28 protein-coding genes and 1 tRNA gene are annotated in these 24,975 nt (G+C 66.1%); 7 read left to right on the top strand and 22 right to left on the bottom strand.

The features are described from left to right. Nucleotides 1-59: 59 nt before the first annotated feature. Together C4S71_RS05365 and C4S71_RS05370 are read right to left on the bottom strand one after the other, a co-directional pair. A complete protein-coding gene (locus C4S71_RS05365) occupies nucleotides 60-320 on the bottom strand; it encodes a hypothetical protein (protein ID WP_103968465.1) in 261 nt (86 codons plus the stop codon). A gap of 56 nt (nucleotides 321-376) precedes the next feature. Then, nucleotides 377-1,177: a M48 family metallopeptidase gene (locus C4S71_RS05370; protein ID WP_103968466.1), complete on the bottom strand. Its 801-nt coding sequence runs from the start codon at nucleotides 1,175-1,177 to the stop codon at nucleotides 377-379. A gap of 119 nt (nucleotides 1,178-1,296) precedes the next feature. Between C4S71_RS05370 and C4S71_RS05375 the strand changes: the two genes are divergently transcribed. Continuing rightward, nucleotides 1,297-2,184: an ATP-binding protein gene (locus C4S71_RS05375; protein ID WP_086508121.1), complete on the top strand. Its 888-nt coding sequence runs from the start codon at nucleotides 1,297-1,299 to the stop codon at nucleotides 2,182-2,184. Here C4S71_RS05375 and C4S71_RS05380 read toward each other — a convergent pair. From C4S71_RS05380 to trmJ, 15 genes are all read right to left on the bottom strand, one after another. Beyond that, nucleotides 2,175-2,813 (bottom strand): hypothetical protein, encoded by a 639-nt coding sequence (locus tag C4S71_RS05380; protein ID WP_086508122.1) that lies wholly within the window; start codon nucleotides 2,811-2,813, stop codon nucleotides 2,175-2,177. The two genes, C4S71_RS05375 and C4S71_RS05380, sit on opposite strands and share 10 nt — an antisense overlap. Nucleotides 2,814-2,920: 107 nt before the next feature. Next, nucleotides 2,921-4,324, bottom strand: coding sequence for a ribosome biogenesis GTPase Der (gene der, locus C4S71_RS05385; RefSeq protein ID WP_103968467.1), 1,404 nt, complete (start codon nucleotides 4,322-4,324; stop codon nucleotides 2,921-2,923). Then, on the bottom strand, nucleotides 4,321-5,487 hold the full coding sequence (gene bamB, locus C4S71_RS05390) for an outer membrane protein assembly factor BamB (RefSeq protein ID WP_086508124.1): 1,167 nt from the start codon (nucleotides 5,485-5,487) through the stop codon (nucleotides 4,321-4,323). The genes der and bamB overlap by 4 nt, the downstream gene beginning before the upstream one ends. Continuing rightward, the gene (locus C4S71_RS05395) at nucleotides 5,484-6,128 is read right to left on the bottom strand and encodes a YfgM family protein (protein ID WP_103968468.1); all 645 of its coding nucleotides are present in this window, start codon (nucleotides 6,126-6,128) and stop codon (nucleotides 5,484-5,486) included. Before C4S71_RS05395 ends, bamB begins: the two co-directional genes overlap by 4 nt. A 33-nt stretch (nucleotides 6,129-6,161) precedes the next feature. Beyond that, nucleotides 6,162-7,475, bottom strand: coding sequence for a histidine--tRNA ligase (hisS, locus tag C4S71_RS05400; protein WP_255408505.1), 1,314 nt, complete (start codon nucleotides 7,473-7,475; stop codon nucleotides 6,162-6,164). A 28-nt stretch (nucleotides 7,476-7,503) separates the two neighbouring features. Then, on the bottom strand, nucleotides 7,504-8,619 hold the full coding sequence (ispG, locus tag C4S71_RS05405) for a flavodoxin-dependent (E)-4-hydroxy-3-methylbut-2-enyl-diphosphate synthase (RefSeq protein ID WP_086508126.1): 1,116 nt from the start codon (nucleotides 8,617-8,619) through the stop codon (nucleotides 7,504-7,506). Between the two features lies 1 nt (nucleotide 8,620). After that, nucleotides 8,621-9,598 carry a RodZ domain-containing protein gene (locus C4S71_RS05410; RefSeq protein ID WP_086508127.1) on the bottom strand — a complete coding sequence of 326 codons (978 nt, stop codon included), beginning with the start codon at nucleotides 9,596-9,598 and terminating at the stop codon, nucleotides 8,621-8,623. 32 nt (nucleotides 9,599-9,630) lie between these two features. After that, entirely contained in the window at nucleotides 9,631-10,356 is a 726-nt protein-coding gene (gene pilW, locus C4S71_RS05415; RefSeq protein WP_103968469.1) for a type IV pilus biogenesis/stability protein PilW, read from the bottom strand. Nucleotides 10,357-10,489: 133 nt separating this feature from the next. After that, complete coding sequence (gene rlmN / locus C4S71_RS05420) at nucleotides 10,490-11,614, bottom strand: dual-specificity RNA methyltransferase RlmN (RefSeq protein ID WP_086508129.1); 1,125 nt, start codon at nucleotides 11,612-11,614, stop codon at nucleotides 10,490-10,492. 74 nt (nucleotides 11,615-11,688) lie between these two features. After that, nucleotides 11,689-12,114: a nucleoside-diphosphate kinase gene (gene ndk / locus C4S71_RS05425; protein WP_086508130.1), complete on the bottom strand. Its 426-nt coding sequence runs from the start codon at nucleotides 12,112-12,114 to the stop codon at nucleotides 11,689-11,691. 352 nt (nucleotides 12,115-12,466) lie between these two features. Next, nucleotides 12,467-12,793 (bottom strand): HesB/IscA family protein, encoded by a 327-nt coding sequence (locus C4S71_RS05430; RefSeq protein WP_086508131.1) that lies wholly within the window; start codon nucleotides 12,791-12,793, stop codon nucleotides 12,467-12,469. A 35-nt stretch (nucleotides 12,794-12,828) separates the two neighbouring features. Further along, nucleotides 12,829-13,977, bottom strand: a complete 1,149-nt coding sequence (locus C4S71_RS05435; RefSeq protein WP_086508132.1) for an aminotransferase class V-fold PLP-dependent enzyme — start codon at nucleotides 13,975-13,977, stop codon at nucleotides 12,829-12,831. 41 nt (nucleotides 13,978-14,018) lie between these two features. Then, nucleotides 14,019-14,489 carry a Fe-S cluster assembly transcription factor gene (locus C4S71_RS05440; RefSeq protein ID WP_103968470.1) on the bottom strand — a complete coding sequence of 157 codons (471 nt, stop codon included), beginning with the start codon at nucleotides 14,487-14,489 and terminating at the stop codon, nucleotides 14,019-14,021. A gap of 121 nt (nucleotides 14,490-14,610) precedes the next feature. After that, nucleotides 14,611-15,477 carry a serine O-acetyltransferase gene (gene cysE / locus C4S71_RS05445; RefSeq protein WP_086508134.1) on the bottom strand — a complete coding sequence of 289 codons (867 nt, stop codon included), beginning with the start codon at nucleotides 15,475-15,477 and terminating at the stop codon, nucleotides 14,611-14,613. 116 nt (nucleotides 15,478-15,593) lie between these two features. Next, a complete protein-coding gene (gene trmJ, locus C4S71_RS05450; RefSeq protein ID WP_103968471.1) occupies nucleotides 15,594-16,397 on the bottom strand; it encodes a tRNA (cytosine(32)/uridine(32)-2'-O)-methyltransferase TrmJ in 804 nt (267 codons plus the stop codon). A gap of 190 nt (nucleotides 16,398-16,587) precedes the next feature. Here trmJ and C4S71_RS05455 point away from each other — a divergent pair, with 190 nt between their 5' ends. Then, on the top strand, nucleotides 16,588-17,382 hold the full coding sequence (locus C4S71_RS05455) for an inositol monophosphatase family protein (RefSeq protein ID WP_086508136.1): 795 nt from the start codon (nucleotides 16,588-16,590) through the stop codon (nucleotides 17,380-17,382). Nucleotides 17,383-17,460: 78 nt separating this feature from the next. On the opposite strand, the gene secF is transcribed toward C4S71_RS05455, so the two are convergent. From secF to queA, 5 genes are all read right to left on the bottom strand, one after another. Further along, complete coding sequence (secF, locus tag C4S71_RS05460) at nucleotides 17,461-18,387, bottom strand: protein translocase subunit SecF (protein ID WP_103968472.1); 927 nt, start codon at nucleotides 18,385-18,387, stop codon at nucleotides 17,461-17,463. 22 nt (nucleotides 18,388-18,409) lie between these two features. Continuing rightward, on the bottom strand, nucleotides 18,410-20,260 hold the full coding sequence (gene secD, locus C4S71_RS05465; protein WP_086508138.1) for a protein translocase subunit SecD: 1,851 nt from the start codon (nucleotides 20,258-20,260) through the stop codon (nucleotides 18,410-18,412). Nucleotides 20,261-20,413: 153 nt separating this feature from the next. Further along, complete coding sequence (yajC, locus tag C4S71_RS05470) at nucleotides 20,414-20,743, bottom strand: preprotein translocase subunit YajC (protein ID WP_086508139.1); 330 nt, start codon at nucleotides 20,741-20,743, stop codon at nucleotides 20,414-20,416. A gap of 91 nt (nucleotides 20,744-20,834) precedes the next feature. Beyond that, complete coding sequence (tgt, locus tag C4S71_RS05475; protein ID WP_200825244.1) at nucleotides 20,835-21,953, bottom strand: tRNA guanosine(34) transglycosylase Tgt; 1,119 nt, start codon at nucleotides 21,951-21,953, stop codon at nucleotides 20,835-20,837. A gap of 100 nt (nucleotides 21,954-22,053) precedes the next feature. Next, nucleotides 22,054-23,094 carry a tRNA preQ1(34) S-adenosylmethionine ribosyltransferase-isomerase QueA gene (queA, locus tag C4S71_RS05480; protein WP_103968474.1) on the bottom strand — a complete coding sequence of 347 codons (1,041 nt, stop codon included), beginning with the start codon at nucleotides 23,092-23,094 and terminating at the stop codon, nucleotides 22,054-22,056. A 134-nt stretch (nucleotides 23,095-23,228) separates the two neighbouring features. On the opposite strand from queA, the gene C4S71_RS05485 reads away from it, so the two are divergent. From C4S71_RS05485 to rnk, 5 genes are all read left to right on the top strand, one after another. After that, nucleotides 23,229-23,315 (top strand) — tRNA-Leu (locus tag C4S71_RS05485). A 211-nt stretch (nucleotides 23,316-23,526) separates the two neighbouring features. Beyond that, nucleotides 23,527-23,766, top strand: coding sequence for a type II toxin-antitoxin system RelE/ParE family toxin (locus C4S71_RS05490; RefSeq protein WP_234250242.1), 240 nt, complete (start codon nucleotides 23,527-23,529; stop codon nucleotides 23,764-23,766). Then, nucleotides 23,763-24,068, top strand: coding sequence for an addiction module antidote protein (locus tag C4S71_RS05495; protein ID WP_103968475.1), 306 nt, complete (start codon nucleotides 23,763-23,765; stop codon nucleotides 24,066-24,068). The genes C4S71_RS05490 and C4S71_RS05495 overlap by 4 nt, the downstream gene beginning before the upstream one ends. A 151-nt stretch (nucleotides 24,069-24,219) precedes the next feature. After that, nucleotides 24,220-24,378: a hypothetical protein gene (locus C4S71_RS22460; RefSeq protein WP_160113357.1), complete on the top strand. Its 159-nt coding sequence runs from the start codon at nucleotides 24,220-24,222 to the stop codon at nucleotides 24,376-24,378. A gap of 159 nt (nucleotides 24,379-24,537) precedes the next feature. Next, nucleotides 24,538-24,951 carry a nucleoside diphosphate kinase regulator gene (gene rnk / locus C4S71_RS05500; RefSeq protein ID WP_086508142.1) on the top strand — a complete coding sequence of 138 codons (414 nt, stop codon included), beginning with the start codon at nucleotides 24,538-24,540 and terminating at the stop codon, nucleotides 24,949-24,951. Nucleotides 24,952-24,975: the final 24 nt, after the last annotated feature.

Here is a 24,975-nt window from a genome sequence, read left to right on the forward strand (position 1 = left end):
CGGGTCGCTCCTCGACAGGTGAGTGCCGCGCAGGGCCGTGCCCTGCGCGGTCGCTGGTATCAGCGTCGCTTGACGTAGAGTCCCGCCATGCACAGCACCACGCCGGCCACCGACAGCAGCATGCCGCCGTTGACCAGCCAGGGCTGACGCTCCACCCAAGGCACGAAGGGCTGCGGGGTGGAGCGGCACACACCGTCGAGGTAGTCCCAGTAGCCGTCCTGGATCAGGGTGCATTCACGCACGCTGCTGAGTTCCCAGAAATAGAGGCCCATCAGTACGAGGATGGGCAGGGTCAGCAGCAGCAGTCCTAGTCTCAGCATTCGTTTTCCAGTCGTCTATGGGGCTTTCAGGGCGTGCAGCAATACATCGGCGCTCCTCAGGGGCGCTGACAATTCGGCTGCCTTCCCGCCTGCCTGGCCTGCTCATAGCGGGCGATGGCGCCTTCCATCTCCTGCTGCAGCACCTGGGTGCGCTGGCCGTGGCTGGGGTGAGTGGACATCCAGGCCGGCGGACGGGCGCCGCCCTCGGCGCCCATGTTGTCCCACAGGTCGAGGCTGGCACGCGGGTCGAAGCCGGCGTCCGCCATCAGCCGCACGCCGATGATGTCGGCTTCGGTTTCGTGGCGCCGCGAGAAGGGCAGCATGATGCCGTACTGGGCGCCGAGGCCCAGGGCGCCCATCAGCTGCTCGCCGCCGGGGCCCTGCATGCCTGCCGCGGATCCCAGTACCGACAGGGCCAGCTGGGTCGAGGTCTGGGTCGAGACCCGCTCGTTGGCGTGACGGGCCAGCACGTGGCCGATCTCGTGCCCCACCACGGCGGCGACCTGATCCTGGTTGCGGGCTACCCGCAGCAGGCCGGTGTTGATGCCCATGTAGCCACCGGGCAGGGCGAAGGCGTTGGCCTGTTCCGATTCGAACACGCGAATCTGCCAGTCCTGGTCGCGCTCGCGCTCCGGCAGCACGGCGATCAGCGCCTCGGCGATGCACTGGGCATAGCGCTGCTCGGCCTGGCCGGCGGGGGGCAGGTCCTGCTGGTACTGATCGAAGGCCTCGCGGCCCATCTGATTGAGCTGGGCGTCCGACATCAGCGTGAGCTGCTGGCGGCCGGTGGGCGAGGTGGCACAGGCAGTAAGGGTCAGGGCCAGGGTGGCCACGGCAACATAACGAATCCAGCGCATGTTCGATTCCTCGTTCTTCAGATCCCTTGAGACCCTGGACGTCGGTGACGGTTCGCCACAAGATACCCCGTAACGACACAACGTCAACCACGAACCGTGGAACTTCCAAGGAGATACCGATGGATGCCGAGTTGAGCAGACGCCTTGGTCGCCTGCTGGATCACGTGGAGCACTGGCTGCCGCCCGCCCCGCAGGAGGTCGACTGGACGCGGGACGTGGCAGCACTGTGGCAGCGCCATGTGCTGGGCGGCCGCTTGTTGCCGGTGCCGCCACGGGATAGCCTTGCCCTCGACGACCTGCTGGGCATCGAGCGCCAGAAGCTGGCGCTGGTCGACAACACCCGCGCCTTCCTGCAGGGTCTGCCGGCCAACCATGCGTTGCTGTGGGGCTCACGCGGCAGTGGCAAGTCGTCGCTGATTCGCGCCCTGCTCAACAGTCTGGCGCCTGAGGGGCTGCGCCTGGTACAGGTCGATCGCCACGATCTGGCCGGCCTGCCACTGCTGGTCGAGCAGCTGCGCGAGCAGCCGCAACGATTCGTGGTGTATTGCGACGACCTCTCCTTCGAGGGCCATGACGACGCCTACAAGGCGCTAAAGAGCGTGCTCGACGGTGCGCTCACCGGTCCGCCGCCCAACGTGCTGCTCTATGCCACCTCGAACCGCCGTCACCTGCTGCCGGAGTCCATGGCCGACAACGAAGGCTCGCGGCTGGTGGGCGAGGAGCTTCACCACGGCGACGCGGTGGAGGAGAAGATCTCGCTCTCCGACCGCTTCGGCCTGTGGCTGGGCTTCTACCCCTTCAACCAGGACACCTATCTGGAAGCCTGCTGCCACTGGGTGACGCACCTGGGCAGTGCCAAGGACTGGGACGCCGAGGCTCGCGCCGAGGCGATCCGCTACGCCACGCTACGTGGCGGGCGCAGCGGCAGAGGGGCCTGGCAGTTCGCCTGCCAGTGGGTGGGGCGGCGTCGGCTCCACGAGGCCCCAGCTAGTTCAGGTCAGCGCTGAGGCGTCAGCTCGCCGTCCTGACCCACGGCGAAGCGCAGGGTCGGCGTAAAGAGGCCGGCGGGCAGGGTTACGCCGAGGCCGCGCAGGCTGCCCGGGGTGATGGCGAGTTCACTGCCTGCCGGCAGCTCGCCCTGGCTCGCCAGCTGCGTGGCCAGCTCGACCATGGGGGCCAGGCGACGGCGGTCGGTGGCCAGCACGTCGAACTCCACCGGCAGGCGCAGGCGGGTGTCATCGCCCGATGTCAGCGTCACGTTCTGCTGGTAGTCGCCGCTGACCGGATCGGCCCCGGGCACGTCCAGGGTCCAGCGGAAGCCCGACATCTCCACCGCCGGCATGCCGACGGGCAGCGCCAGCCCCATGGCCAGGGTGGCCTGCACCGGCAGGCTGCCCGCACCGAGGCTAGAGGCGATCAGCGAAGCGACGTCGCTGGTGTCGAGACCGGCCTGGATCGAGTAGGGACCGATCCGTACGTCCTCCACCCCCAGCGAGGTCACGGCCAGGCGAAAGGCGAACAGACCGGTCTGGGGCAGGGCCAGACAGCCGGCAAGCAGCAGGGACAGACTAAGCGGGGCCAGCAGGCGCCAACGGCGACGCGGCAGCAAGAACGACGACACGCGACTCAGGAACATCGGTTCCTCCTGTTGGATGAACGACTCAAGCTAAGGGTAGGTTGCAGGGTAGACCTGGGAACGGGTGGCGATACGCCCGATCTGGCGATCGGGCGTTTTGACAGGCATCAGCGGCGTTTGTTGCGTGCGGCCCGAGTGCGTCCCAACTCGCGCTGCTTGGCTTTCTCCCGGTCGCTGGCACCGGCCAGCGGGTCGAAGGGGTTATTGCCAGAGCGAAACTCGAAGCGAATCGGGGTGCCGCGAACCTTGAGCACCTTGCGGAACGTATTGGTCAGGAAGCGTTTGTAGGACTCGGGCAGCGCTTCGGTCTGGTTGCCGTGAACCACGATGATCGGCGGGTTGCTGCCACCCTGGTGGGCCATGCGCAGCTTGATGCGTCGCCCGTGCACCAGCGGCGGCGGATGCTGGCCGACGGCATCCTGCAGCAGGGTGGTGAGACGGTTGGTCGACCAGTGGCTGTTGGCAGAGGCAAAGGCGCGCTCGATGGAGGGATAGAGGTCACCCACGGCGGTGCCGTGCAGTGCCGAGATGAAGTGCAGGTCGGCGTAGTCGGCGAAGCCCAGCCGACGCTTGATGTCGGCGCGCATCTTCTCCTTGGCCTCGTGCTCCAGGCCGTCCCACTTGTTGACCGCCAGCACCAGGGCACGCCCGGTGGTTAGCACGTAATCGAGCAGATGCAGATCCTGCTCCACCAGGCCCGAGCGGGCGTCGAGCACCATGATCGCGACATGACACTCCTTGATCGCCTCCAACGTCTTGATGATCGAGAACTTCTCGGCGATCTCGCTGACGTTCTTGCGCCGCCGTACGCCGGCGGTATCGATCAGCACGTAGGGTTTGCCGCGCCGCTCGAAGGGGATCTCGATGGCGTCGCGGGTGGTACCGGCCTCGTCGAACACCACCACCCGCTCTTCGCCGAGCAGGCGATTGACCAGCGTCGACTTGCCCACGTTGGGCCGACCGATCACGCCGATGCGGATGCCCTTGGTGCCGGTATCCGCCGGGATGCTCAGGTCGCGTTCGGGGAAGGGCGCCAGCACTTCCTCGATCAGGCTGGTGACGTTGCGCCCATGCGCGGCGGCGATGGGGCGGGGATCGCCAAGGCCCAGTTGCCAGAAGTCGGCCATGGCCGAGTGCTCTTCCAGGCCGTCGGTCTTGTTCACCACCAGCCAGGTCTTCTTCTGGTTGACCCGCAAGTGGTTGGCAATCGCTTCGTCGGCGACGTTCAGGCCGGCGCGGGCGTCGACCAGGAACAGCACGATGTCGGCTTCGTCGATGGCGGCCAGCGACTGCTCGGCCATGGCCGCGTCGATACCCTCCTCGTCGCCGCTGATGCCGCCGGTGTCGATCACCGTATAGGCCTTGTCCCCCAGCATGCCGTTACCGTACTTGCGGTCGCGGGTAAGCCCCGGGAAGTCTGCCACCAGGGCATCCCGGCTACGGGTCAGGCGGTTGAACAGCGTCGACTTGCCCACATTGGGGCGGCCAACCAGGGCGATCACAGGTGTCATCGGGTAATTTCCAGGGCCTCCAGGCGGCCGTTATTGGTCAGCACGTAGAGACGTCGGAAGTCGGTGACCGGACGCACGCTGATGCCGGAACTGTCGACCCGGGTACGGGCGGTGAAGCGACCGTTCTGGATGTCGATCAGGTGGACGTAGCCCTCGAAGTCGCCCACCACCAGGTTGCCGTCGGCGAAGGCGGGCGAGGTCAGCCAGCGACCCTCGAGGTCGCGGTTGCGCCACACCTCCTCGCCGGTGCGGGCGTCGAAGGCCGTCACGTGGCTGGCCTCGTTGACGGTGAACAGGCGATCGCCCACCAGCACGGGGGTCTGATAGCTGGAGTGCTCGCGCTCCCACAGCGTTTCGCCGCTGGTCGCATCGAGGGCGGTCAGGCGTCCGTTGTAGCTGGACACGAACAGTCGGCCATCGGGAGTCAGCACGGGCTGGCCGCCCAGATCGACCATACGGTCGATCTCGCTGCGTCCGCGGGGTACGGCGATACGACGCTCCCACAGCGGCTGACCGCTGCGGTTGTCCAGCGTGGTCAGGCGGCCGTTGGCAAAGCCGACGAAGGTGACCGGGTCGATCACCGACGGGGTGCCGGTGCCGCGCAGGGTAAGGGCCGGTTCGGTGGTGTTGTACACCCAGCGCTCCTGGCCGGTACGCCGATCCAGTGCGGTAACGGTGCCGTCCACGCTCTGCACCACCAGCAACTGCTGGTTGGGCTGGGGCGCGGCCAGCACTTCGCTGGCGACACGTGAGCGCCAGGTGACCTCGCCGTCGGCCTGGCTGACCGCGAGCACTTCGCCGTTACGGGTACCCAGATAGATCTGCCCGGCCGCTGCCGTCAGGCCGCTGGATACGCCGACCTCGAGGTCGGTCTGCCAGCGCCGCTCACCGCTGTCGGCCGCCACGGCCATGAGTCGGCCGCGTTCGTCGGCGGCATAGATCACTCCGCCGTCGAGGGTGGGGGAAATGGGGTAGACGGCGCGGCCGAGGCCTTGCCCCACGCGCTGGCGCCAGTCGCTACGCAGCTCGGCGCGGGCCTCGAAGCGCTGCAGCTCCTTGGGGGTGTAGCGCGGCTCCGAGCGGTTGGCGCAGCCGGCCAGCAGGCCGAGGGTCAGCGTGGCGACCAGAGCGAGAGTGGTCTTGCGAGCGAGAGTCGTCTTCATAGCGTGGCCTCTTCGGCGCCCAGGTCGTCGAGCTTGAGCTGGACGCCATAGATCGGCTGATTGCGTTGTTCGGCGACGGCAAGCGCTTCCTGCCAGGCCTGACGGGCTTCGTCGGTGCGGCCCAGATGCTGCAGGGCGTCGCCGCGCACGTCGGCCTGCTGGGCGGCGAGGGCTGCCGGGATGTCCCGTGCCAGGGTGTCGAGAGCCGCCTCGGCATCGCCCGCGGCCACCTGCAGTCGGGCCAGGCGCAGCCGTGCCAGGCCCTGCATGTAGTCGCGGCTGCTGGACTCGATCACGCCTTCGAGCGCTGCGCGGGCGGCGTCTAGGTCGCCGGTCTCCACGGCCAGGCGGGCGTCGATCAGGCGCGCCAGATCGGCATACAGGGTGCGACCGTGATTGTCGGTGATCTCGGCGACCAGGCTGCGGGCTTCGTCGATCTCGCCGCTGTCGGTCAGGTTGACCAGGTGCTGGTAGCGCATGGAGGCCGATGCCGACTGGTTCTCCTGATAGTTCTGCCAGGCGTTCCAGCCGACCACGCCGGCAATCGCGATGGCGACGCCGGCGATCAGCGCCGTGCCGTTCTCCTTCCACCAGCGCTTGATGGCTTCCAGCTGCTCTTCTTCGGTTCTCAGCTCCGCCACGGGCGGTCTCCTTTCACTGCAATATCGGTTCGATCAGGCGCGCTCGTCGCTTGTCGTCATGCTGGCAAGGGTGTCGATCAGAGCGCCCTGATCCAGGCTCATCTGCTCGCGCTCCTCGCGCAGGAATTTCAGCGTGGCGCGGCCCGCATCCAGTTCGTCTTCGCCCAGCAGCAGCGCCAGGCGGGCACCGCTCCTGTCGGCCTTCTTGATCCGGCTCTTGAAGCTGCCGCCGCCGCAATGCAGCTGCAGGCGCAGCTCGGGCAGCTCGCTTCTGATCCGTTCGGCGAGCAGCATGGCCTGGGTGGTGGCGACATCATCCATGGGCAGCACGTAGAGGTCCAGCTCGCCCAGGGCGGCGTCGGGCACCAGCTCCAGGGTCTCGAGCAGCAGCACCAGCCGCTCGATGCCCATGGCGAAGCCTACCGCCGGGGTCGGCTTGCCGCCGAGCTGCTCGACCAGGCCGTCGTAGCGACCGCCGGCACACACGGTGCCCTGGCTGCCGAGTGCGGTGGTGGTCCACTCGAATACGGTGCGACCGTAGTAGTCGAGACCGCGTACCAGGCGTGGATTGATCACGTAGTCGATGCCGGCGGCCTGGAGCAGGGCGGTGAGGCCCTCGAAGTGCTCGCGCGAGGCGTCGTCGAGATGATCCATCAACTTGGGCGCATCGGCCAGCATCGGCGCCATGTCCGGGTTCTTCGAATCGAGAATGCGCAGCGGGTTGCTGGTCAGGCGGCGCAGGGAGTCCTCGTCGAGCTGGTCACGGTGCTGCTCGAAATAGGCCACAAGCTTGTCGCGATAGGCGGCGCGCGCCTCGCTGGAGCCCAGCGAGTTGAGTTCCAGGGTGACGTGATCGCTAAGGCCCAGCTCCCGCCACAGGCGGGCGGAGAGCAGGATCACCTCGGCGTCGATGTCCGGGCCTTCCAGACCGAAGGCCTCGACGCCGACCTGGTGGAACTGGCGGTAGCGCCCCTTCTGCGGGCGCTCGTGACGAAACATCGGGCCCTGGTACCACAGCCGCTGGGTCTGGTTGTGCAGCAGGCCGTGCTCCATGGCGGCGCGCACGCAGCTGGCCGTGCCCTCGGGGCGCAGGGTCAGGCTGTCGCCGTTACGATCCTCGAAGGTGTACATCTCCTTCTCGACGATATCGGTGACTTCGCCGATGGAGCGGGCGAACAGCGCAGTCTGCTCGACGATGGGGGTGCGGATCTCGGCGTAGCCGTAGCGCTGCGTCAGCGCCTGTACCTTGCCTTCGAAGTACTGCCACAGGGCGGACCGGTCCGGCAATAGGTCGTTCATGCCGCGGATGGCCTGGATCTTCTTCTTGCTGCTGTCGGACTTGCTCAACGATGGCTCCTTGATGGTCAACGGCGGATCAGGCCCCGCGGGCGATCAGATCCTTTTCGGCCTGTTCCTTCTCGCGCACCTTCTCGCGAATCAGGCGCTCCAGGTCGTCGACCAGATGGTCGTTGGTCAGTTTGGTGGCGGGCTTGCCGTCGATGTAGATCAGATTGTTGGGCGTGCCGCCGGTCAGCCCGATGTCGCTCTCCTTGGCTTCGCCGGGGCCGTTCACCACACAGCCGATCACCGAGACGTCGAGCGGCGTCATGATGTCTTCCAGGCGCTCTTCGAGGGCGTTCATGGTGCCGATGACATCGAAGTTCTGGCGCGAGCAGCTGGGGCAGGCGATGAAGTTGATGCCCTTGCTGCGCAGGCGCAGGCTCTTGAGCATGTCGTAACCGACCTTGATCTCCTCCACCGGGTCGGCGGCCAGGGAGACGCGAATGGTATCGCCGATGCCGTCCATCAGCAGCATGCCGAGGCCGATCGACGACTTGACCGTGCCCGAGCGCAGGCCGCCGGCCTCGGTGATGCCCAGATGCAGCGGCTGTTCGATCAGCTTGGCCAGTTGGCGATAGGCGGCCACGGCCATGAATACGTCGCTGGCCTTGACGCTGACCTTGTACTCCTGGAAGTCGAGGCGGTCGAGGTGGTCGATGTGGCGCATGGCCGATTCCACCAGCGCCTCCGGCGTGGGCTCGCCGTACTTGCGCTGCAGCTCCTTCTCCAGCGAGCCGGCGTTGACCCCGATGCGAATCGGGATGCCGTTGTCGCGGGCGGCGGCCACCACGGCACGCACGCGCTCTTCCTTGCCGATGTTGCCGGGATTGATGCGCAGGCAGTCGACGCCAAGCTCGGCCACGCGCAGGGCGATCTTGTAGTCGAAGTGGATGTCGGCGACCAGCGGCACGTTGACTTGTTGCTTGATGCGGCCGAAGGCTTCGGCCGCGTCCATGCACGGTACCGAGACGCGTACGATATCGGCGCCGGCATCCTCGAGGCGTTGAATCTGGGCCACGGTGGCGGCCACGTCCAGGGTGTCGGTGTTGGTCATGCTCTGCACCGAGATGGGGGCGTCGCCCCCGACCGGCACCTTGCCGACATGGATCTGGCGCGACTTGCGACGCACGATGGGCGATGGGGAATGCATGTCACTCTCCCAGGGTGAAACGGGCGACGTTGTTGGCGCCGGCGCGAGCGCGCAGGTCGATGCGCTCGCCGGCCCAGCTCAGTTCGACGCCGGTGGCATTGCCGATGGTCAGGCGGAACGGTGGCTCTCCTTCGACGGTCGCGGTGGTGCCGGGTTCCTGAAGGCCGACGAAAACACGGCTGTTGGTGGCGTCGAAGATCTCGGTCCAGGACTGCTCGTTGAAGGTCAGCTGCAGCACGGTGCGGTCGGCAGGCGCCGCCACGTCGGTCGCTTCGGGCTCCTCCTCGACGACGATATCCTGGGCGGTAGCCTCCTCGACGATGGCCTCTTCCTCGTCGGCCGTCGCTTCGCCGGTCTGGGCCAGCAGGGCCTGGGCGCCGCTGGGGTCGACTTCGCCGAAGGGTCGTGCGACCTCTTCGTTCATCGGGTCGACGCCTTCGAGCGGCACCGGCGGCAGCGCTTCCTCGACCTCGGGGCGCGGCTCTTCCTCGATGGTGGTGGTGCCGTCGAGGGTCTCGACCGATACCGGTTCGCCATCGTCGACGGCGGGCGGTTGGTTGCCGTCGCGGCTCTGCCACCACACCAGGGTCAGGCCGATCAGGCCGGCAATCACCAACAGCGTAACGAGCTTGAACAGCCAGGCGCCGATGCGCGATGGCGGCTTGGTGACCTGTACCGGGGTGACCCGCTGCTCGCTCTCCTGGGAGCCGAAGCGGTCCGTATAGGCCTGCAGCACGGGGCGGTCGTCGATGCCCAGCAGACGGGCATAGGCGCGCAGGTAGCCGCGGCGATAGGTGGCCACCGGCACCTGCTCGTAGTTGTCCTCTTCCATGCCGGTAACCACGGCGGGGCGCAGGTTCAGCGCCGTGGCAACCTCTTCCCGCGACAGGCCTTGCGTTTCACGCTCTCGGCGAAGCATCTCCCCGGGAGAGGCCTGGGATCCGAGGCCGACGGCATCGATATCTTGGTTATCGCTCATGGCTGAGCATCCTTCAGTCTTGGAATCGTTGATCAATGTGCGTCACGCTGGTTGTCAGAGCCGGGGGTGACGGTCATGTTCGGTGCGTTGGCGGCGATTTGTCGGGCCAGCGCCTGGGCTTCCGGCGTCATGCCGGCAAGCCCCACGAATATCTCCAGCTGTTGCCTGGCGCGGTCGGGGTTGCCCTGTTCCAGCTCCAGTTCAGCCAGGGTGAAGTAGCTCCTGGGATTGCGCGGTTCGAGGCTGCGGGCGCGCTCCAGGCTGTGGCGTGCCTGGTCGATCTCGCCAAGCTCCCACTGGCACTGGCCCAGGTTGGTGAACAGCTGGGCTCGGTTGGCATAGCGGGTATCCTTGGAAGCTGCCTCGAGCTGCTCGCAGGCGCGCCGTACCTGCCCCTGTTCATAAAGAAAGACGGCATAATTGTTGCGTGCGCGGCTGTTGTTCGGTGCCGCGGCGATGGCCCGCTGGAACGTCTCGTCGGCCTGCTGCCGTTCGCCCTGGCGCTGATAGACGATGGCCATGGCCTGCAGCGCCTCGGGGTCGTTGGGCGCGCGTTCCAGGGCGCGGTTGAGCGCGGACATGGCCCGCGGCAGATTGTTGCGCTCCAGGTAGGCCATGCCCAACTGGGTGAAAGCTTCCGTCGGGTCTGCCTCGGCCTGCTGCTCGGGTTGGCTGGCACAGCCGGAAAGCCACAACGACACGACCGCCATGGCGACCAGCGGGGGGCATCGGCTTGGCAGGTTGGGGAAGCGCGTCATGGCATCCTCATGGTCGGGCCTGTCGGGCTGTGGATGTTTCGCTTGCCTGGCGCCCGAGCGGCGCTGGCCAGGGACGAAAAAAGCCTGTTCATCAAAGCGCCGTGACGAGTTGAAGTCAAGGCAGCCCGCCGCTTCAGTCGGCGTCGATCTGGATCGAGCGAATGTAGCGCTCATGACGCCGGGTGCGATCCTTGACGCGACCCACCAGTTGGCCGCAGGCGGCATCGATGTCGTCGCCGCGGGTGGTGCGGATCGGTGCCGTGTAGCCCAGCTCGTAAAGCCACTGCTGGAAGCGCATCACCTGGTTGCGTGACGGTTTCTCGTAGCCCGAATGGGGGAACGGGTTGAACGGAATCAGGTTGATCTTGCACGGCAGCTCGCGCAGCAGCTCGGCCAGCTGCTGGGCGTGCTCCTGTTGGTCGTTGACGTCCTTGATCACGGTGTATTCGACGGTGACCATGCGGGTGTCGTCGCACTTGGCCAGGTAGCGATGACAGGCGTCCAGCAGGGTGCGGATGTTGTACTTGCGGTTGAGCGGCACCAGCTCGTTGCGCAGCTCGTCGGTGGCGGCGTGGAGCGAGATCGCCAGGCTCACGTCGAGCTCGTCGCCGAGCCGGTCGAGCATCGGTACCACTCCCGAGGTCGAGAGGGTGACACGACGCTTGGAGAGGCCGTAGCCGTTGTCGTCGAGCATCAGCTTCATGGCCGGCACGACGTTGTCGTAGTTCATCAGCGGTTCGCCCATGCCCATCATCACCACGTTGGTGACCGGACGATTGGCGGTATCCTTGCGCGGCCCCACGCTGCGCTGGGCGACCCACACCTGGCCGATGATCTCGGCGGCGGTGAGGTTGCGCTGAAAGCCCTGCTTGCCGGTGGAGCAGAAGCTGCAGTCGAGCGAGCAGCCCACCTGTGACGATACGCACAGGGTGCGGCGCTTGCCGTTGTCGGCCGGGATCAGCACCGTTTCCACGTAACTACCGTCCTCCACTTCCAGCACCCACTTGCGGGTACCGTCGCTGGAGGTGCCTTCATAGACCACGCCGGGGCCGCGAATCTCGGCCACTTCGGCGAGCCGCTGACGCAGCGCCTTGGAAAGGTTGGTCATGGCCTCGAAGTCGTCGCAGCCCTCGTGATGAATCCACTTCATCACCTGGGCGGCGCGGAACTTCTTCTCGCCGATGGAGAGGAAGAAGGCTTCCATCTCCTCGCGAGTCAGGCCGAGCAGATTGATACGTTGGGCGGTGGTGGCGGTCATGGCATCACGCAGATCGGGGCAGGGCGGGAGCGGGGGCGTGAGCGCCCCCGCGAAAAGTGCCTGGCCTGGGTGGCTTAGCGGGGACAGATCTCGTCGGCGCTGAAGAAGTAGGCCACCTCACGCTCGGCGGAGGCCGGCGAGTCGGAGCCGTGTACGGCATTGGCGTCGATGGTCTCGGCGAAGTCGGCGCGGATGGTGCCCGGCGCGGCCTCCTTCGGGTTGGTGGCACCCATCAGGTCGCGGTTCTTGGCGATGGCGTCGTCGCCTTCCAGTACCTGCACCACCACCGGTCCGGAGGTCATGAAGCCCACCAGATCCTTGAAGAAGGGACGCTCCTTGTGCTCGGCGTAGAAGCCGCCGGCCTGCTCTTCGGAGAGGTGCAGCATCTTGGCGGCAACGACCTTGAGGCCGGCCTTCTCGAAGCGGGAGATGATCTCGCCGATGGCATTCTTGGCGACGGCGTCGGGCTTGATGATGGACAGGGTACGTTCGGTTGCCATGAGGGCCTCTTGGTTGCAGTGTGATGGAGCTGAAGATGCAAGGGTGCAGCGCCACGCCGCACCCGCCCACCGGTGAGGTGTCGGTACGGCGCGGCGCCAATAGAAATCCAATGCGTTCGGTGTCGCCGGGTCATCGCCAGGCGGCGCCATCGATGGGCGCAGAGTATACCGCTGCCGGCAGGCGTTGAACAATCGCCACTCCTGCGGAAAGAAACGCTGCACAAGTCGGCGAGCGGAGTGAAGCGTAAGGCGCACGCAGCGCAGACACCGGAGCCTATGCGGTACTAGGTAAGGATGTCGAGCAGCGCGCAACGCAGCGATTTGCCCGCGCAGACACTTGTGCAGCGTTTCTTCAGACGGTGAAGCTCTCACCGCACCCACACTGATCCTTCACGTTCGGGTTGTTGAAGCGGAAGAAGCGGTTGAGCCCCTCCGAGACGTAGTCGACTTCGCTGCCGTCGAGCATCGGCAACGCCTCGGGGGTGACGAAGACGGTCACGCCGTGCTCCTCGAACACCGCGTCGTCATTGGCCGCCTGGTCGGCGAAGTCGAGCACGTAGCTGTAGCCGGAGCAGCCGCTGGGCTTGACCGAAACCCGCAGGCCAAGACCATGCCCGCGTTCCGCCAGCGCCCGCTGAATCTGTTCGGCGGCTGAGGGGGTAATCGAAAGGTGCGCCATGTTGGTACTCCTGCAGCAAAGTGGCTGAGCGGCGATCAGCGTCTCAGGCCCGGTAGGGCATGACGCAAGGCCTCGAGCGCGGCCTCGATGTCGGTCTCGTCGGTGAAGCGGCCGAAACTGAAACGCAACGAGGCCAGTGCCAGCGCGCGCGGCACGCCGATGCCCTTCAATACATAGGATGGCTCTACGCTGGCGGAGTTGCATGCCGAACCGGTCGACAGGGCAATGCTGCGCAGGGCCATCAGCAGCGATTCGCCGTCCACACCCTCGAAGGCCAGGTTGAGAATGTTGGGCACCGCCACGTCGATGGCGGTGTTGCAATGGATGCCGTCCAGCTCCGACAGTCCATCGAGCAGTCGGTTCCGCAGCGCCAGGATGCGTGCCTGATCGGCTTCGCCTTCGGCGGCAGCCAGCTGGAAGGCTTCGCCCATGCCGACGATCTGATGGGTGGCCAGGGTGCCGGAGCGCATGCCGCGCTCGTGGCCGCCGCCATGGATCAGCGGCTCGATGCGGATGTCGGGGCTGCGCCGCACGTAGAGCGCGCCGATACCCTTGGGGCCGTAGGCCTTGTGGCCGGAGAGGGACATCAGGTCGATGCCCAGTCGGCTCACGTCGAGGTCGATGCGGCCCGTCCCCTGAGCGGCATCGACGTGAAACGCCGCGCCGCCGGCATGTGCCACCTCGGCCAGTGCCGCCAGGTCGTGGATGCAGCCCAGCTCGTTGTTGACCGCCATCAGCGAGACCAGTGCGGTGTCGGGGCGCATGGCCTCGCGCAGCTGCTCGGGCTGGATACGACCATCGCTGCCGGGCGTCAGCCAGGTGACCTCGAAGCCCTCCCGTTCGAGCGCTGTGGCAGTGTCCACTACCGCCTTGTGCTCGACGATCGAGGTCACCAGATGCCGGCCGCGTTCGCGATTGGCACGCATGAAGCCGATCAGGGCCAGATTGTCGGCCTCGGTGGCGCCGCTGGTCCAGACGATCTCGCGCGGGTCGGCGGCGATCAGGTCGGCGACCTGGCGCCGGGCGTTCTCCACCGCCTGTTCTGCCTGCCAGCCCAGCATGTGGCTGCGCGAAGCGGGATTGGCGAAGATGCCGTCCAGGGTCAGATGGCGCTGCATGACCTCGGCGACGCGCGGGTCGACCGGGGTGGTGGCGGCATAGTCGAGATAGACGAGTGCGCTCATTGTCTCGCGGAATTCTCCGGTCTGCTCCTCGTGCCGAACGATCAGGGCGAAGAGGTCAGGATGGTGTTGGCGTCGTGACGGGCGCTCTGGCGAGCCGCGATGCGGCGTACGTCGCCGTGATCGACCAGCTGTCCGAGAGTGATGCCGTCGAGAAAGCCGCGGATCTGGTCGGAAAGTTCGCACCACAGATGGTGGGTCAGGCAGGTGTCGCCCTGCTGGCAGTCCGACAGCCCCTGGCAGCGCGTGGCGTCGACCGATTCGTCGACGGCGTCGATGACTCGCGACACCGAGATTTCCGCAGCGGGGACCGCCAGCAGGTAGCCGCCGCCGGGGCCACGCACGCTGTTGACCAGTCCGGCACGCCGCAGGCGCGCGAAGAGCTGCTCCAGATAGGGCAGGGAGATCTCCTGGCGCCGCGCGATATCGGCCAGCGAGATGGCGCCCTTGTCTGCGTTCAGGGCCAGGTCGAGCATGGCGGTGACGGCGTAGCGTCCCTTGGTAGTCAAACGCATGGCAGGCTCTTCAGACGCATCGGGTAGCGTACCTCGGCCCTCGGTCGGGCGGGGCGAAACGGCCCGCCGCCAGCGGCGAGCAAGGATGAAAGGCCATTATGGTAAAGCCCGACTGCCAAGGTCAACCATTGCCGCGAGGGGGCTCGCCGTTGCCTTGATCTCCATCATGCTCGGTTCTGGAACCGGCGGTGGGGCCGCAGCAGGCGTCGACATCGGAAAGGATATCGGCGAAGTCCTCGTCGCGCAGCTCCGGCAGCTTGCCCTCGCGGTAGCTGGCGTCGAGCTTGCGCAGGGTGCTGCACATGCGCTCGATGCGTTCGTCCACGGCATGCATGTGGTCGAGCATGGCCTGGATCGAGCGCGCCACCGGGTCGGGCATGTCTTCGCTCACGCCGTAGGCGTCGAAGCCGAACTTGCGGCGCATCGCTTCGCGGCGCTCCGGGTCGACCTCCAGCACCTCGGCGGCATCCGGATCGGCTCGCTTGACGATCTTGCCGGGGATGCCCACCACCGTGGCGCCGGCCGGTACCTCCTTTGTCACCACCGCGTTGGAGCCGATCTTGGCGCCGGTACCGACGGTGAAGGGGCCGAGGATCTTGGCGCCGGCGCCGACGATGACGCCGTCTTCGAGCGTCGGATGGCGCTTGCCCTTGTTCCAGCTGGTGCCGCCCAGGGTGACGCCCTGGTAGAGAGTGACGTCGTCGCCCACCTCGGCGGTCTCGCCGATCACCACGCCCATGCCGTGGTCGATGAAGAAGCGCCGGCCGATCTTCGCCCCGGGATGGATCTCGATGCCGGTGAGCCAGCGCGAGAAGGTCGACAGGGTGCGGGCCAGCCACTTGAGGCGCTTGTGCCACAGCCAATGGGCCAGGCGGTGCAGCAGCAGCGCATGCAGTCCCGGATAGTTGGTGAGCACTTCCAGGAAGTTGCGTGCCGCCGGATCGCGGTCAAAAACGCTGTTGATGTCCTCGCGCAGTCGTTGAAACATGCAGCGGTCCTTGGTGACGGTGAGGCGGCCTGGCGGCGGGAATCGGTAACAGACTCATCATATGGGGGCGCGCCGGGCAGCGTTCAAGGATTTTTCGGTGCGGCCCGGATGCGTCGCTACGCTTTGCCGTCGCCGTCTTGGTCGGCCCGGGGTGTAGCGACTGCCTGGTCGGCACTCGGGCGCCCGGCGGCACACTTCTCGGTGGCCGTGAGCATACCGCGCAGGATGTTCAGCTCCATGCGCTCGGGGCGTGCGCGCAGGGTGAAGCGCCGCAGCCTGGCCATCAGTTGGCGCGGCAACGCCGGGTCGTGAAAGCCGATGGCGATCAGGGTGCGTTCCAGGTGAGCGAAATAGTGCTCCAGTTCCTCATGGCTGGCCAGCGGCTGGTGCGGCTCCTCTTCCTGCTCCGCCTCGGCTCCAGCGGCGGCGAGCCAGGCCAGGCGGCACTCGTAGGCCAGTACCTGCACGGCGGCAGCCAGGTTGAGCGAACTGAAGTCCGGGTTGGTGGGGATGTGCACGTGGGCGTGGCAGCGCTGCAGCTCGGCGTTGGAGAGCCCGCTGTCCTCGCGGCCGAACACCAGCGCCACCCGCGACTCGGGGCCGGCGAGTTCGGTCGGCAGCCGCTCGCCCAGCGCGCGCGGGGTGATCATCGGCCACGGCAGGGTGCGCGAGCGGGCGCTGGCTCCCACCGCCAGGGTGCAGTCGGCGACGGCTTCCTCCAGGGTCTCGACCACCCGGGCGGCGTGCACGATATGGTCGGCCCCCGAGGCGCGCGAGATGCTCTCGCTGGTCAGCGGCTCGCAGCGCGGTGAGACAAGGGCCAGGTCGCCAAGCCCCATGTTGTGCATGGCGCGCGCGGTGGCGCCGATATTGCCGGGATGACTGGTGCCGATCAGCACGATACGAATGCGCTCGAGCATGCGGGGCTGCCTTTGCCGTATGAAAGAAAGCGAGCCGCCGAGTTTACCACGCCTGCCGGTGGCAATGGCGCGTGGCGGGCGATTCTGCTAGGATGCGCGCCACGCGTTCGGCCGTGCAGCTCCCTTCGACCCGAAGGCCACGTTCGAACTAGCCTGTTCTTTAACATCACCGACGCTCCAAGGCCCGATCATGCATCCGATGGTCCAATTCGCCCTGCGTGCCACGCGCAGCGCCGCCGAACAGTTCTTGCGCATTCGTGAGCGCATCGAGAACGCTCACGAGGAACACAATCTCGAGCGCCTGCTCGAGGACACTGCCCGCAACGCCGAGACGCTGATCGTGCGTCAGCTCAACCGCGGCTACCCCCAGCACGGGGTCGTGGGCCGCTTCACGCCTCACCGTGCCGGTGAAGGCGAAGGGCGGGACATCGAATGGCGCATCGAGCCCTTCCATGGCTATTCCAGCCTGGGCGTGGCCGGCAGCGGCTTTGCCCTGTCGGTGGTGTGCCTGGACAAGGGCCGCCCGGAGCATGCGGTGGTGATCTGCCCCTACAGCGACGACGAGTACCTGACCAGTCGCGGTCGCGGCGCCCAGCACAACGGCAAGCGCATTCGCGTGCCCAAGGCCAGCGCCATCCTCGGCACACGCATCGCCATGAGCCTGCCCGAAAGCTGGCAGCGCGCACGGCACCTGCCCACCTATCTGACCCTGATTCAGCAGCTCGGCCCCCAGGTCGAGGCGCACTTGGCCACCGGCAGCGGCCTGCTCGACATGGCCGAGCTGGCTGCCGGCCGTGTCGACGCCGCCTTCGTGCTCGGCCTGGAGGAGCAGGACCGCCTGGTCGGCACCCTGCTGCTCAAGGAGGCCGGTGCGCTGATGGGCACTCCTGACGGCCAGCCCAGCGTCGAGGCGGAAGGCCAGCTGATGGCCGCCGGTCCGCGCCTGTACAAGGCCCTGGTGCAGCAGCTCAAGCCGCATTTCTGAGCGGCGACACAACCCGAAACGAAACCGCCCCCGCGGCACTGCTGCGGGGGCGGTTTGCGTTACAGATCAAATGCTTTCCTAGGGAAGCTGCTCCTCTTCCTCGTGCTCCTCCTTCTTCGGCGGAATCAGGTCCTTGCGCTCCAGCTTCACGGCGAGCAGCAGGGCGGCCGCCACGTAGATGGAGGAGAAGGTACCCACGACCACGCCGAGGATCAGGGCGATGGAGAAGTGGTGGATCATGTCGCCGCCCAGCAGCAGCAGCGCCATCAGCACCAGCAAGGTGGTACCAGACGTCGCCAGCGTGCGTGACAGGGTAAGGTTGATCGCTTCGTTGAAGATCGCCGGCATGTCGTCGATGCGCGAGGTGCGGATCGTCTCGCGGATGCGGTCGTAGACGACGATGGTGTCGTTGAGCGAGTAGCCGATCACCGCCAGCAGTGCCGCCAGCACGGTGAGATCGAAGTCGAGCTGGAACAGCGAGAAGATGCCGACCACGATCAGTACGTCGTGGAACAGCGCTAGCACGGCGCCGATGGCGAACTTGTACTGGAAGCGGAAGGCCACATAGAGCATCACCACGCCCAGGGCCACCAGCAGTCCCAGACCGCTCTGGTCGCGCAGCTGCTCGCCGACCTGAGCACCGACGAACTCGGCGCGTACTAGCTCGACGGTATCGCCATCGGCGCGCAGCAGGGCGACGACCTGGTCGCCGACATCGGGCTCGAAGGCCTGCTGCAGACGGATCAGCACCTCGGTGGAGGCGCCGAAGGTCTGCACCGAGACATCGCGGAAGCCGGCCTGTTCGAGCACCTGGCGAATGGCATCCAGCGACGGGGCCACGGTATAGCGGACTTCTACCAGGGTGCCGCCGGTGAAGTCCAACCCCAGGTTGAGCTGCTGGAACAGCAGCGAGACGATCGACGCCACGAGCAGCAGGGCCGAGATCGCGAAGGCGATACGGCGCTTGCCCATGAAGTCGAACTGTCGATTGACGAGGGTTTTCATAACCACCTCAAGTTGGTGAGCCTTAGATCCAGAGCTTCTTGACCGGTTTGCCGCCGTAGGTGAGGTTCACCATGGCTCGGGTCACCAGCAGAGCGGTGAACAGCGAGGTGATGATCCCCAGCGACAGGGTCACGGCGAAGCCCCTGACCGGGCCGGTGCCGATCGAGAACAGAATGACCGCCACCAGCAGGGTGGTGATGTTGGCGTCGACGATCGAGCTGAAGGCGCGTTCGTAGCCGGCATGAATGGCCTGCTGTATCGACAGTCCGTTGCGCAGCTCTTCGCGTATTCGCTCGAATATCAGTACGTTGGCGTCCACTGCCATGCCCAGCGTCAGCACGATACCGGCAATGCCCGGCAGCGTCAGGGTGGCGCCGAGCAGTGACATGGCAGCGATCAGCAGGGTCAGGTTCAGCGCCAGCGCCACGTTGGCGAAGACGCCGAACACCTTGTAGCGGATCAGCATGAACAGCACGACCAGTACCAGGCCGATCTGCACCGACATCACCCCGCGGGCGATGTTCTCCGCCCCCAGGCTCGGACCGATGGTACGCTCCTGGACGAAGTAGATCGGTGCCGCCAGCGAGCCGGAGCGCAGCAGCAGAGCCAGCTCGGCCGCCTCGGTGGGCGAGTCGAGCCCGGTGATGCGGAAGCTGTTGCCCAGTGCGCTCTGGATGGTAGCCAGGCTGATCAGGCCGCGCTCGGTATAGGGCTCGCGCACGGTGACCTCTTCGCCATCCTCCATCACCACCCGGTCACGGGTCTTGTGCTCGATGAACAGCACCGCCATGTTGCGCCCGATGTTGGTGCGGGTGGCGCGATTCATCAGCGTGCCGCCGGTGCCGTCGAGGTTGATGTTGACCTGGGGGCGACCGTTCTCGTCGAAACTACGGTTGGCACTGGAGACGCTGTCGCCGGTGATGATCACGTCACGCATCAGGTCGGCGGTGCGGTTCGGGTTGTTGCGGAAGGCGAAGGTCTCGGTCTCGGCGTCCGGCGTGTCCGGGCGCGCCTCGAGGCGGAACTCCAGGTTGGCGGTGGCGCCCACCACGCGCTTGGCGGCTACGGTGTCCTGCACGCCGGGCAGCTCGACCACGATCCGGTCCGGGCCCTGGCGCTGTACCAGCGGCTCCGCCACACCCAGCTCGTCCACCCGGTTGCGCAGGGTGGTGAGGTTCTGGTTGATGGCATAGTCCTGGATCTCGTTCACCGCCTGATCGGTCAGCGTCATTACCAGCAGCGAAGCGCGGCCGTCCTGCTCGCTGGCGAAGTCGAAATCGCGGAACTCGCGGCTGATCAGCCGGCGTGCCGTATCGCGGTCTTCGTCGTTGGTGAAGGTGATGGTCAGCGTGCGGCCGTCGATGTCGGTGCCGCGGTAGCGGATACGTTCGCTGCGCAGCTGCTCGCGCATGGCGCTGGCGTTGACCTCGAGGCGCTGGGTCACGGCGGCGTCCATGTCGACCTCGAGCAGGAAGTGCACACCGCCGCGCAGGTCGAGGCCGAGGGTCATGGGCGAAGCGGCAAGGTTCTGCAGCCAGCCGGGGGTGGATTCGGCCAGATTCAGCGCCACCACGAAGTCGTCGCCGAGCTGATCGGTCAACAGGTCGCGCGTGCGCAGCTGGTGGTCGGCATCGTCGAGGCGGATCAGCACGCTGGTGTCGTCGCGCTCCACGGCCTTGATGCCGATGCCGGCATCGCGAAGGGTCTGCTGGACGCGCTCGAGCTGTGCCTCATCCAGGGTGGTGTCGCCCTGAACGCTGCTGATCTGCACGGCCGGATCTTCGGGGTACAGATTGGGCAGCGAGTAGACGACGCCGCCAATGAGCACGATGAGTATCAGCAGATACTTCCACAAGGGATAACGGTTGAGCATGGGAGCCCTGCCTAGGTTGCGTATAGAAGGCTACGGGACGGCAGCGCGGCCGCATGTCCGCTTCCGGTCGAGAAGGGAACACCCGGCCGCCAGGCGACCCCCGCCGTTACCCGGCTCGGGAAGAGCCAACGGCAAGGGCGAGGAGCGTCGACGTCAGATGGACTTGATGGTGCCCTTGGGCAGCACGTTGGCCACGGCATTTTTCTGTACGTTGACTTCGGTGTTCTCGGCCACTTCCAGGGTGATGAACTCGTCGCTCACCTTGGTGATGCGCCCTACCAGGCCGCCGCCGATCACTACCTCGTCGCCCTTGGACAGGCCGCCGACCAGCTCGCGATGCTGCTTGGCCCGCTTGGCCTGGGGGCGCCACAGCAGGAAGTAGAAGATCAGCACGAAACCGACCAGCATGATGATCTGGGCCATGCCGCCGCCTGCGGCACCGGCGTCCTGAGCCATGGCCGGAGAGATGAAGAAGTCCAGCATGAGAAGCGTATCTCCTGAGGTAAGTTAAGTCGCGAGTGAGCGTGTTGCCGTCGGCCGGTGGCCCGTCGAGCTGGCGCCACCGGCCGGTCGTTCAATCCGGTGCGTCAGGTACCGGCAGCCCCCGCTGCGCATAGTAGCCTGCCACGAAGTCAGCCAATGTACCCGCTTCGATGGCACCGCGCAAACCGGCCATCAGGCGCTGATAATAGCGCAAGTTGTGGATGGTATTGAGCATCGAGCCGAGCATTTCGCCGCAGCGGTCCAGGTGGTGCAGGTAGCTGCGGGAGAAGTTCTGGCAGGTATAGCAGTCGCAGTCATCTTCCAGCGGGCGAGTGTCGTGGCGGTGCTTGGCGTTGCGGATCTTGATCGTACCGGCGGCGGTGAACAGGTGGCCGTTGCGTGCGTTGCGGGTAGGCATCACGCAGTCGAACATGTCGACCCCTCGGCGTACGCCCTCCACCAGGTCCTCTGGCTTGCCCACGCCCATCAGGTAGCGCGGATACTCCTCTGGCATCCACTCGGGCAAATAGTTCAGCACCCCGATCATCTCTTCCTTGGGCTCGCCCACGGAGAGCCCGCCGATGGCCAGGCCGTCGAAGCCGATCTCCATCAACCCCTCCAACGAACGCCGGCGCAGCTCCGGGTACATGCCGCCCTGGATGATGCCGAACAGCGCCGAGGGCGAGCTGCCATGGGCATCGCGTGAGCGCCTGGCCCAGCGCAGCGAGCGCTCCATGGAAACCTCGGCTTCCTTCTCGGTGGCCGGGTAGGGGGTGCACTCGTCGAAGATCATCACCACGTCGGAGCCCAGCGAACGCTGCACCGCCATCGACTCCTCAGGGCCCATGAACACCTTGGCGCCATCCACCGGCGAGCGGAAGTGAACGCCCTCCTCGGTGATCTTGCGCATCTCACCCAGCGAGAAGACCTGGAAGCCGCCGGAGTCGGTGAGAATCGGTTTGTGCCACTGGGCGAAGTCGTGCAGGTCGCCGTGGGCCTCGATCACCTCGGTGCCCGGGCGCAGCCACAGGTGAAAGGTGTTGCCGAGGATGATCTCGGCGCCGATCTCTTCGACCGATTTGGGCGTCATGCCCTTGACCGTGCCGTAGGTGCCCACCGGCATGAAGGCCGGCGTCTCCACGGTGCCGCGGGGGAAGGTGAGGCGCCCGCGACGTGCCCGGCCGTCGCTGGCCAGCCGCTCGAAGGACATGAAGCATTCGTTGCGCATGGAGTTCTCTTCTCTACTGCAAGGCGCCGAAACCGTGGACGCCCTGCGGATCAGCCATTCTTTGGGTTCGGAACGATTCGGCTCAGGAGCGCTTGCGGCTCAACAGCATGGCGTCGCCATAGCTGAAGAAGGCATAGCGCTCGGCCACGGCTTCGCGATAGGCCGCCATGATCGTCTCGTAGCCGGCGAACGAGGAGACCAGCATCAGCAGGGTCGACTCGGGCAGGTGGAAGTTGGTGATCAGGTTGTCCACGCAGCGCCACTCGTAGCCGGGATAGATATAGATGTCGGTCTCGCCGCTGTAGGGGGCGATGGCGCCATCGGCGCTCTTGGCGCAGGCGCTCTCCAGGCAACGCACGCTGGTGGTGCCCACCGCGATCACCCGGCGTCCGGCGGCCTGGGCGGCGCGTACCTTGGCGCAGGCCGCTTCGTTCACCTCGATCCACTCGCTGTGCATCTTGTGCTCGCGGATGTCGTCGGCGCGCACCGGCTGGAAGGTTCCGGCGCCTACGTGCAGGGTGACGAAGGCACTTTCGACTCCCTTCGCCGCCAGGCGTTCCAGCAGCGGTTCGTCGAAGTGCAGCCCGGCGGTGGGGGCGGCCACGGCGCCGTCGCGACGGGCGTAGACGGTCTGGTAGCGGTCGCGGTCGGCGAGCTCGTCGGCGCGGTCGATGTAGGGCGGCAGCGGCATGTGGCCGTGGCGCTCCAGCAGTTCGATCAGCCGCCTCTCACCGAGAAAGCGCAGTTCGAACAGCGCCTCGCGGCGGCCCTCGACCACGGCGCGCACGTCGCCCTCGAAGATCAGCTCGGTGCCGGGCTTGGGCGACTTGCTGGAACGGATGTGGGCCAGCCCGCGGTGGGCGTCGAGCGGTCGCTCGAGCAGCATCTCCACCTTGCCGCCGCTGGCCTTGTGGCCGTGCAGCCGCGCCGGGATCACGCGGGTGTCGTTGAACACCAGCAGGTCGCCGGGCTCGAGCAGCTCGAGCAGGTCGGTAAAGCGGCGGTGGGCCAGCTCGCCGCTCTCGCCGTCCACGCACAGCAGACGACAGTCGCTGCGCCGCTCGGAGGGGTAGCGGGCGATCAGCTCCTCGGGGAGCTCGTAATGGAAGTCGGCGCGCTGCATGCAGGGGTCCGCAATAAGGTCGAAACGAGCGGCTGCCGGGCAGCCGCAAACAGCCGGCAGGATACCGAAAAACGGCCTTCGCGTCAGGCCCGCCGATTGACCTGCCGCACCGGCCACGTATAATGCTCGGCGCTGCCGGCGTGGCGGAATTGGTAGACGCAGCGGATTCAAAATCCGCCGGGTGCAAGCCCTTGTCGGTTCGAGTCCGACCGCCGGTACCATCGAAAAATAGTCATTGAAACAGTCGCTTATGGGCGGCTGTTTTGCGTTTTGGGCTTCCGAAGCTTGGGCACGTCTCCTCGAACTTTCTTTTTGTAGCTTTTAAGCTACAATGCTCCTGATGATGGAGCTCACCCATTATCTCACTGCCGACGGCTACGATCCCTTCCAAGCTTGCTGGATGCTACCAAGGCCAAGGATCGTCAGGCTGCCATGCGCGTGCTGACCCGCCTTAACCGCTTGGCTGCCGGCAATGCCGGGGACACCAAGGCCGTTGGCGATGGAGTGCTTGAGCTGCGAATCGACTATGGCGCTGGTTACCGCGTGTATTACGCCAAGGTAGGCAAGCGACTGGTGGTGCTGTTGATCGGTGGTACCAAGAAACGCCAACAGGCCGATATCGAGCAGGCCAAGACATTTCTGGCGGATCACCGAAGGAGGACCCAAAGATGAGAAGCCACGACGAGGCGGTGGTCGAAATGTTGCGCAACGATCCAGAAATGGTCGTTGAGTATCTGCGTACCGCTTTTGACGAGCTGGATGAAGAGGGCGGGGAGTCTGCCTTCCTGATGGCGCTGCGCCACGTGGTGGAAGCCCAGGGCGGTATGGCTGTCGTTGCCGAGCGGGCCAAGGTCTCGCGTGAAAGCCTCTATCGGGCGCTGTCGCCAAAGGGAAACCCTACCCTGCGTACCATGACGGCCGTCATCAAGGCGACAGGCATTCACTTTCACGACCTGACGCATCCTGCCACTTGAGGTCGTGAGCCAGGTGCGCGTCAACGCCCCGCGGCAGGGCTGATTGAGCGACGCATCATGCCGCCGCTGGGCGTCGCTATTTGCACTTTCCTTGATGTACCTCCCTATCCGCTGCATGCTGAAGCCTATACTCGGAGCTGAGGACTGTGGAATGGGTGTGAAGACATTTGCCTGGGTGCTGGTGGCGCTCGGGCTGGCAATGGCGCTTTACGGCTGGCAGGCGTGGAATCCGGCGGCGTTCGTGGGCATGGCGCTGGCCGCGGTGGGTATCGTGGTGCTGGCCACCTCGGGGCGTCGACCGGGCGGCTGATCCCTCACGCAGCTCTCGCTCGGGCCTGACTTTCATCGGGCTTGGGCTTACCATAGTTAGAGTCACAGTCCTTCTCCCGTCGGGGCGAAGGGCTGTTTTCGTTGCATGGCCGGCAGCCATCAATCCCATAAGCGGCGCTGCCGGTGCCAAGGAGGTTGTATGTCATCTCGTCCCCCCATCATCATCAACCGCCTGGACGCAGAGCGGCTGCAGCGCCTGATCGACCAGGCCGACGACAAGGATCGCTTCGTGGCCGACTGCCTCGAAGAGGAGCTCGAGCGCGGCGAGGTGATCGACCCGGAAGACATTCCGGAGGATGTCGTCAGCATGAACAGCCAGGTGCAGTTCACCGATCTGACACGTAACCGTCAGATGATACGCACGCTGGTCTATCCCCATGCGCTGGCCACGACCGAAGACGGCATCTCGGTGATGGCACCCATCGGGGCCGGGCTCATCGGCTTGCGTATCGGCGACGAGATCGACTGGCCGCTGCCCGGCGGCGGCGAGGCGCGCCTGCGCATCGACGCGATCCTGTGGCAGCCCGAGCGCGAGGGGCAGTTCCACCGTTGAGGTGGCATCAGCGTCGCTATCGTA

Origin of the sequence: Billgrantia desiderata, from assembly GCF_900108215.1 — a bacterium.
GTDB lineage: Bacteria > Pseudomonadota > Gammaproteobacteria > Pseudomonadales > Halomonadaceae > Halomonas > Halomonas desiderata.